The sequence below is a fragment of the Bacillus mobilis genome (assembly GCF_001884045.1).
Taxonomy (GTDB): domain Bacteria; phylum Bacillota; class Bacilli; order Bacillales; family Bacillaceae_G; genus Bacillus_A; species Bacillus_A mobilis.
Genome location: NZ_MACF01000106.1, coordinates 1 through 905 on the forward strand (window position 1 = coordinate 1; position 905 = coordinate 905).

Genomic DNA, 905 nt, shown 5'->3' on the forward strand with positions numbered 1-905 from the left:
GGGCTAGTTTTACGATATGGTGACTAACTTTATGGAAGACGTCTTTTATTTTCAAGTAACGTTTTTGATGAAGTTTTTCTATCCTTTTAGAAGTAAAGGGTCCTTCATTCGTTTGTTTTCCATTTCTAAGAATGCTTGTAAAATGACTCTTCATTTTGTTGTAATATTGATTTATGCTTTTGACATGTTTGCCCTTAACAAGGACAGGTTTCATACCTGTGTTTGTTACGATGGTTGCAAGGTTATCAATACCTAAATCAATACTCATATAACGTGCATTCTCTTCAATCATTTGTTGTTCAGAAGGAACATCAATTACCAACTCCACTACATATTCATTGTATTTTGGAATCACACGAACTTGTTTCAGTTTACCTTCAGTGAAACCTAGTTTCCCAATATTTAATTGCAATTTCGTCTTTGGGAACTTTAAAAATCTACCGTTTTTAATGATGCAATCTTGGTTTGTATACAGAATCTCTTTTTCAGAAGAACGAATATACTTTGGAATTCTAGGTGGTCCAAAGTATTTGTTTGGATTCTTTTTATAGTCTTTTAAACTAGCAAAAAAAGATTTCCAATTTTGGAACACACCTTTCATGATGGACTGGCTACATTGCGTAGGCAAAGCTCGATAATCATTTTGAATCATAGCCTTAAATAGTGCATCTAGAAAGTTGTAATCTACATAAGGTTTTTCAAAATTAGGTTCTGAAAACAAATTACATGTAATCTCTTTCTGCTCTTCTTTAGGTTTTAATTTCTCTTTTTCCAATTTCTTCTGATAGGCAAGACGTTGTGTGTCATTCATCTTACCAATATTTTTATGAATATTAGCCAGAACTTCTTTTTGCAAAGGCTGCAACTCTTTTTCTTGTGTTAATCCAGTGTACACCTGGCGTATA

General features: G+C 32.7%; 1 protein-coding gene. It reads right to left on the reverse strand.

Features of this window, described 5'->3' with window-relative positions; translation table 11 throughout:
- Window positions 1-905 (reverse strand): RNA-guided endonuclease InsQ/TnpB family protein (locus tag BAQ44_RS18335; RefSeq protein WP_249024740.1); only part of this gene is annotated, 905 nt, incomplete at both ends.